A 6,184-nucleotide genomic window follows, 5' to 3' on the forward strand; every position below is an offset into this window, starting at 1 on the left:
ACCTTTCGAGGTCCTCGTGCCCCGTTTTTATGCCTGCGGCGAGGTGCGCGGGCCCCGCATCCGCATCGTCACCGCCACCTCCGGCCGGCGCCTCGGAAGCCCCTGATTCCTTGATAGAATTGCGCCTGTCCCGCCTTGCCCACCCTCGCGCAGGCGGTTTTCTTTTTGCCGGCGAACCCTGATGACCACCACTCCCTATCCGCCCGAGCTGCTGCGCGACGTCGAAAAGCGCCGCACCTTCGCCATCATTTCCCACCCCGACGCGGGCAAGACCACGCTGACCGAGAAGCTGCTGCTGTTCGGCGGCGCGATCCAGCTCGCCGGCACGGTGAAGGCGCGCAAATCGGCTCGCCATGCCACGTCCGACTGGATGGAAGTGGAAAAGCAACGCGGCATCTCGGTGACCAGCTCGGTGATGCAGTTCGAGTACCAGGGCCACACCATCAACCTGCTCGACACCCCGGGCCACGAGGACTTCTCGGAAGACACCTACCGCGTGCTCACGGCAGTGGATGCCGCGGTGATGGTGATCGACGCCGCCAAGGGTGTGGAAGCGCAGACGATCAAGCTGCTCAACGTCTGCCGCCTGCGCAACACGCCGATCATCACCTTCGTCAACAAGCTCGACCGCGAGGTGCGCGAGCCCTTCGAGCTGCTCGCCGAGATCGAGGACGTGCTCAAGATCACCTGCGCGCCGGTCACCTGGCCGCTGGGCATGGGCAAGGCCTTCCGCGGCGTGTATCACCTGCTGCAGCAACAGGTGCTGACCTTCACCCCGGGTGAGGAGCGGCGCAGCGACGGCGAGATCCTCAAGGGTCTCGACAACCCCGAACTCGACAAGCGCTTCCCGCTCGAGATCGGCCAGCTGCGCGACGACGTCGAACTGATCGATGGCGCCTCGCCGCCCTTCGACCTCGACGCCTTCCTCGCCGGCCAGCAGAGCCCGGTGTTCTTCGGCTCGGGTATCAACAACTTCGGCGTGCAGGAGATCCTGCAATCGCTGATCGACTGGGCACCGCCACCGCAGGCCCGCGACGGCGGCGCACGCATGGTGCAGCCGGCCGAGCCCGCCTTCAGCGGCTTCGTGTTCAAGATCCAGGCCAACATGGACCCGAAGCACCGCGACCGCATCGCCTTCTTCCGCATCTGCTCGGGCCGCTACAGCGCCGGCATGAAGGTCAGGCATGTGCGCGCCGGGCGCGACATGAAGCTCGCCAACGTGCTCACCTTCATGGCCAACGAGCGCGTGATCATGGAGGACGGCGTCGCCGGCGACATCGTCGGCATCCACAACCACGGCCAGTTGCAGATCGGTGACACCCTGACCGAAGGCGAGAACCTCGGCTTCAAGGGCATCCCCTACTTCTCGCCCGAGATGTTCCGCGCCGCCCGTCTGCGCGACCCGCTCAAGTCCAAGCAGTTGCAGAAAGGGCTGCAGGAGCTGGGCGAAGAAGGCGCGATCCAGGTCTTCGAGCTCGAAGGCGGACAGATGCTGCTCGGCGCGGTCGGCGTGCTGCAGTTCGAGATCGTGGCCCAGCGCCTGAAGGACGAATACAAGGTCGATGCGATCTTCGAGCCCGCCGACATCCACACCGCGCGCTGGCTCACCTTCCCTGACGACGTCACCCGCCGCAACTTCGAGCGCGAGCAGGCGCTGCGTCTGGGCAAGGACATCGACGGCAACCCGGTGTATCTGGCCACCAGCCGCTACAACCTGGAAGTGACGGCGGAGAAGTGGCCCAAGGTGACCTTCCATGCCACCCGCGAGCATGGGGAAGTGCTGGGCTGATCAGGCCCTGAGGCGCGGCGCAGAGGCCTCGACTTGCCGCTCATTTGCCAGTGAGGATGCCCTCGACCACCTTCTTGCCTTCGGAGTAGAGCGCAATCTGCCCGTCCGCGAGCTCGACGTTCATGCAGCCCGTGTTGCCCTTGAGCTTGCCATCGAGCCATTCGCGGCAGTAGCGGGCTTCTTCATCGACCCACCAGCGTGCCTTGGCGCCGGTGGTGTCGGTCAGGGTGCCATCGGTGCCGAACTTCAGCGTGTAGGCAGTTTCGGTGCGCAGATAGACGCCGATCAGGGTCGCGCCGCTCAGCAGTTGCTCGACCTCGGCCTTGCTGGTGATGAAATCCTGCGCCATCGCGCCGCTGGCCGCCGCGGACAATGCCAGTGCTGCCAGCACAGTGCGCGCCCTGTTGCCGTACTTGATCTTCATGGTGATCCCTTCGGTGGATTGTTTCGATCAGCAAAACGCGATTTTGCACCCTGTTCCGCCGGGCGTCATGCCCGACGTGCTCGCCGAAGAGGTGGACAAGCTGTGATCCGGAACAGGCAGGATTGTGGATAACTGCTGATTCAGCACCGAGGGCGTCTTCCATCAACAAACCGTCCCGCGCTTCCAGATGCCTTATCCAGGCTTTTCTACATGATGCAAATTATTGTTTTCAATACACTAAAGTCACTTTTCCACAGAAACGAGCGGTACACCATGTTTACAGTCTTTTAAATATATAGAACCTGTGTACACCCAAGAACGAAGCGCCGACTGAAGCCGGCGCTTCATTCGATTGACCAGCAGGGCAGAATCAGAAAGGCGGATCGTCCGCCATCACGGTGGATGTCGTTGCCGTTCTGACCGAGGACGGTGCCAGGCTGGCCTCCACCTTCGATTCCACCGGCGTGGCCGCGATCTCGCCGCCCAACGCCTGCACGACGGCCGGCAGCAGGTGCGCCAGCTCGCCGGTCATCAGCGCGAACTCGGCGTTGAACAAGGCTTCTGCGTCCTCCTTCTCGCCGTCGATCTGGTCGCGGACGACATCGAGAAAGTCGACCCGCTTGATCTCGAGCTTCTCGGTCAGCACGAAGCTGACGCGGTCGTCGAAGGTCAGCGCCAGCCGGGTCGGCAGCTTGCCGGCTTCCAGATGGCCCTTGACCTCCTCGCCCTCGAGCGTGTGGCGCACGTAGCGCACCGCTGCCTTGTCCTCGCTCACCGAGCGCAGTTCGCAGTCCTGGTCGATGGTGAAGCCGGCTGGCGCCTCGCCGCCGGCCAGCCAGTCGGCCATCGCCGACATCGGCGACAGCTCGGTGCGCAGCAGCGTGAGCGGGAAGCTGTCGAGGGTGTGGCGCAGCTGCTCGAGCATGTCCTCGGCCTTGCTCTGGCTGGCGGCGTCGACCACCAGCCAGCCATTGACCGGATCGATCCAGGCGAACATGCGACGGCGACGGGTGAAGGCGCGTGGCAGCAATTCCTGCGTGACCTGTTCGCGCAGTTCCTTCATCTGCTTGCGGCCGAGCTTGTAGCCCTGCTGCTCAGCCAGTTCCTCGGCGCGTTCATCGGCTTCCTGCTTGACCACCGCGGACGGCAGAAGGCGGTGCTCGAAGCCCAGGCAGACCAGCCACTGGTCGCCCACGGCATGCACGAGCAGCTCATTGCCCAGCGGCGACAGCCAGCCACGGCTTTCCATGTCCTGGCTGCCGCAGGGGTGGAAGGGCTTCTTCGCGAGCTGCGCCTCGAGGCGTTCGGCGCTCATGTCCCAGTTGGCGGGCAAACGATAGATCTGCAGATTCTTGAACCACATGGGGGAGGTTTCCTGTTGATGAAGGACAATGGGGTACGCCCACCGGCGAGGGCACCAGGGCCTCGACCGGACGGGCAGCGGGGCGGCGGCGCCCGCGTGAAACGAGGGAGGGCTTACTGCGCCAGGCCGCCGGATTCGGCGATCATGCGGATCACGCGCACCGTATCGACGTCGGATTGGTGATAGGCGGAACGCACGAATTCGGCGTAGCGTGCGTCCTCACCGCCTTCGGGCAAGGTGGTGTGATAGCGGAAACGCAGGAACAGGGCACCCGGTTCGGGCTCCTCGATACTGATGGTGAGGCTGCCGCCGGCATGATCCGCATTGGCCTCGGACTCGAAGCGGATCCACTGCAGGGCGTCGAAGGTGACGCGATCGCGGATCACGGCCGAGCCGAAATCCAGGTCGCGCACCAGCAGGCCGTCGCTGCGCTCGACGATGTGGCAGGCTTCGAGGCCGGGCAGGAAGGCGCGCGCATCCTCGGCGCGGCACAGCAGCCCGAACCACAGTTCTTCGCGCGTCAGCGGGTCCTGGAGGGGGTTGTTGAGGTCATTGACCTCGATCAGGTGTTCGAACTTCACGTGCATCTCCCGAGCGCCCGCGGCACGGCACGAGGCCGCCACGGACAAGCCGGCAGTTTACCCGCTCGCACCCCGAGCCGGGATACCATGCGGCCCATGCAACTCGAACGCCTCCTCCACGCTCAGGGCTTCGGCAGCCGCAAGGAATGCCGTGGCCTCATCCGCGCCGGCCATGTCAGCGTGGCCGGTACCGCCTGTGACGACCCCTATGCCGAATTTGACCCTGGCAGCCTCGATGGTTCGCCTGGGCTGGCATTCCGTGTCGGCGAGGAAGCCTGGCGCTTCCGCGCCCGCGCCTATGTGATGCTGCACAAGCCGAGCGGTTACGAATGCTCGCAGAAGCCGACCTTCCATCCCTCGGTGTTCACGTTGCTGCCGCCGCAACTGCTGGCCCGCGGCGTGCAATGCATCGGCCGGCTGGATCAGGACACCACTGGCCTGCTGCTGCTGTCGGACGACGGCCAGTTCATCCACCAGTGGAGTTCGGGCAAGAAGCGCACGCCCAAGGTCTATGAGGTGAGCCTGAAGCACCCGGTCGACGAGGCCTTTGCAGCGACGTTGCTGGCTGGCGTTCAACTGCATGACGAGCCGGCGCCGATTGCGGCCACCGCCTGCGAGCTGACCAGCCCGACCACCTTGCGGATGACCCTCTGCGAGGGCAAGTACCACCAGGTCAAACGCATGGTCGGCGCCGCGGGCAACCGGGTCGAGGCCTTGCATCGAAGCCGCGTCGGCGGGCTGACGCTGGATCCGGCGCTGGCGCCCGGGCAATGGCGCTGGCTGGAGACCGCCGACCTGCAGCAGCTTGCCGACTACGCCTGAGAACGGCCCCGGCAGCGGACCCCACGAACGGCGACTGCGCTGTCCGCGGGGTCAGATGGATCAGAAGCGCATTTCCAGATTGAGGCCGACCGCCCACGAACGCTCGCGCTCGCGTTCCTCGCGCTGCGGCCAGTAGTGGCCGACGATGAACTCGCCGATCAGCCAGTCGCGATAGACGGGCTGCACCCACTTCATGCGCACGCCGTATTCATCGACGTTTTCCTTGGCGCCGGTCTCGCCGGTGGCGATCATTTCGCCAGACAGCATGCGGTCGTCACCAAAGCGGCGGAACAGGCCGAGACTGCTGCCCCAGGCGAAATCATCCGTCTTTTCGGTGATCGTGGCCGCGTTCTGCCAATGCAACGAGAGCACAGGCGTGAAGGCATGCTCATAGTCGAAGGCAGTGGTTGAACCGAACCTGTCGCGGTTCGTCCAGAAGATCGTTTCGCGAAACTCGATGCGATCCTGTGCGCTCAATTCCCACTGCTTGCGATAGCGCGCCTGGGTGAAGAACTTCAGCCCGCCACGCACACCGACGCGAAAGTCGATGTTCTCGCGCAAGCCCACGCCCAGGCCGGCAAAACCGGTCTGATCTTCCCGCCGTTGCTCCTCGAGCAGCAACTGCTCGCGCGTGAAGGCCTCGGATTGGTCGCTCACCAGCTCTCGCTCGTTCTGCCGTCCGACGAACACGTAGGCGCGGTCCTTCAGGTTGGGCAGGTCGAAGCGGGCGCGGAAACGCACATTGGTGTCGAAGCCATCGTCCTGGCGCCAGAGCGTGCGCAGCCCGAGACGCCCATGGGTGACGCGGCCGCCATCCTCGAAAGGACGGTTGCCAAACCAGTCGTTCACCGTTTCGCCCAGCCACACGGAAAAGCCACGCACCTGCTCGCGACTCGTCTCGAGGACGCCGATTTCCTGCTCGGGCGTTTCGGGTGATGCAGTGTCCTTGCCGATCTCGTCTGCTGCCTGCGCGCTGGCGCAGAACACGGCGATCAGCACTGGAATGGCGAGACGTGGTGACACGTTCGAGTCCCCTTAAAGCACGTACGGTGGGCCGCGTCGCCTGCTTGCGGTCCGCAGATGAGTGTTCGCTTCTTATGCCTTGAGCGTTGTGTTGCCGATTCTAACCGCAAGCAGTGGTGCTTGCCCGCTCGATCTTGCCGCCGGCCTTGGGGTGGCGATGGTCTGGCGGGGGCAGATCGCGG

6 protein-coding genes are annotated in these 6,184 nt (G+C 64.6%); 2 read left to right on the plus strand and 4 right to left on the minus strand.

Translation table 11 applies throughout. The features are described from left to right. Positions 1-181: 181 nt before the first annotated feature. Positions 182-1,789 carry a peptide chain release factor 3 gene (locus tag PLC66_RS18160; protein WP_324543090.1) on the plus strand — a complete coding sequence of 536 codons (1,608 nt, stop codon included), beginning with the start codon at positions 182-184 and terminating at the stop codon, positions 1,787-1,789. A 40-nt stretch (positions 1,790-1,829) separates the two neighbouring features. Here PLC66_RS18160 and PLC66_RS18165 read toward each other — a convergent pair whose 3' ends face one another. From PLC66_RS18165 to PLC66_RS18175, 3 genes are all read right to left on the minus strand, one after another. After that, the gene (locus PLC66_RS18165; RefSeq protein WP_324543092.1) at positions 1,830-2,213 is read right to left on the minus strand and encodes a hypothetical protein; all 384 of its coding nucleotides are present in this window, start codon (positions 2,211-2,213) and stop codon (positions 1,830-1,832) included. Between the two features lie 370 nt (positions 2,214-2,583). Beyond that, positions 2,584-3,576 (minus strand): recombination-associated protein RdgC, encoded by a 993-nt coding sequence (locus PLC66_RS18170; protein ID WP_324543094.1) that lies wholly within the window; start codon positions 3,574-3,576, stop codon positions 2,584-2,586. Positions 3,577-3,689: 113 nt separating this feature from the next. Beyond that, positions 3,690-4,157: an SRPBCC family protein gene (locus PLC66_RS18175; protein WP_324543096.1), complete on the minus strand. Its 468-nt coding sequence runs from the start codon at positions 4,155-4,157 to the stop codon at positions 3,690-3,692. An 87-nt stretch (positions 4,158-4,244) separates the two neighbouring features. Here PLC66_RS18175 and PLC66_RS18180 point away from each other — a divergent pair, with 87 nt between their 5' ends. After that, the gene (locus PLC66_RS18180; protein ID WP_324543098.1) at positions 4,245-4,979 is read left to right on the plus strand and encodes a 16S rRNA pseudouridine(516) synthase; all 735 of its coding nucleotides are present in this window, start codon (positions 4,245-4,247) and stop codon (positions 4,977-4,979) included. A 60-nt stretch (positions 4,980-5,039) separates the two neighbouring features. Here the strand turns inward: PLC66_RS18180 and PLC66_RS18185 are convergent, their stop codons facing one another. Beyond that, on the minus strand, positions 5,040-6,002 hold the full coding sequence (locus tag PLC66_RS18185) for a hypothetical protein (protein WP_324543100.1): 963 nt from the start codon (positions 6,000-6,002) through the stop codon (positions 5,040-5,042). Between the last annotated feature and the right edge of the window lie 182 nt (positions 6,003-6,184).

The sequence above is a fragment of the Thauera sp. genome, from assembly GCF_035444905.1.
In the GTDB taxonomy this organism is placed as follows: domain Bacteria; phylum Pseudomonadota; class Gammaproteobacteria; order Burkholderiales; family Rhodocyclaceae; genus Thauera.

Coding starts and splice junctions, on each gene's coding strand:
- PLC66_RS18160 (WP_324543090.1), top strand. CDS start 182: ATGACCACCACTCCCTATCCGCCCGAGCTGCTGCGCGACGTCGAAAAG.
- PLC66_RS18165 (WP_324543092.1), bottom strand. CDS start 2,213: ATGAAGATCAAGTACGGCAACAGGGCGCGCACTGTGCTGGCAGCACTG.
- PLC66_RS18170 (WP_324543094.1), bottom strand. CDS start 3,576: ATGTGGTTCAAGAATCTGCAGATCTATCGTTTGCCCGCCAACTGGGAC.
- PLC66_RS18180 (WP_324543098.1), top strand. CDS start 4,245: ATGCGGCCCATGCAACTCGAACGCCTCCTCCACGCTCAGGGCTTCGGC.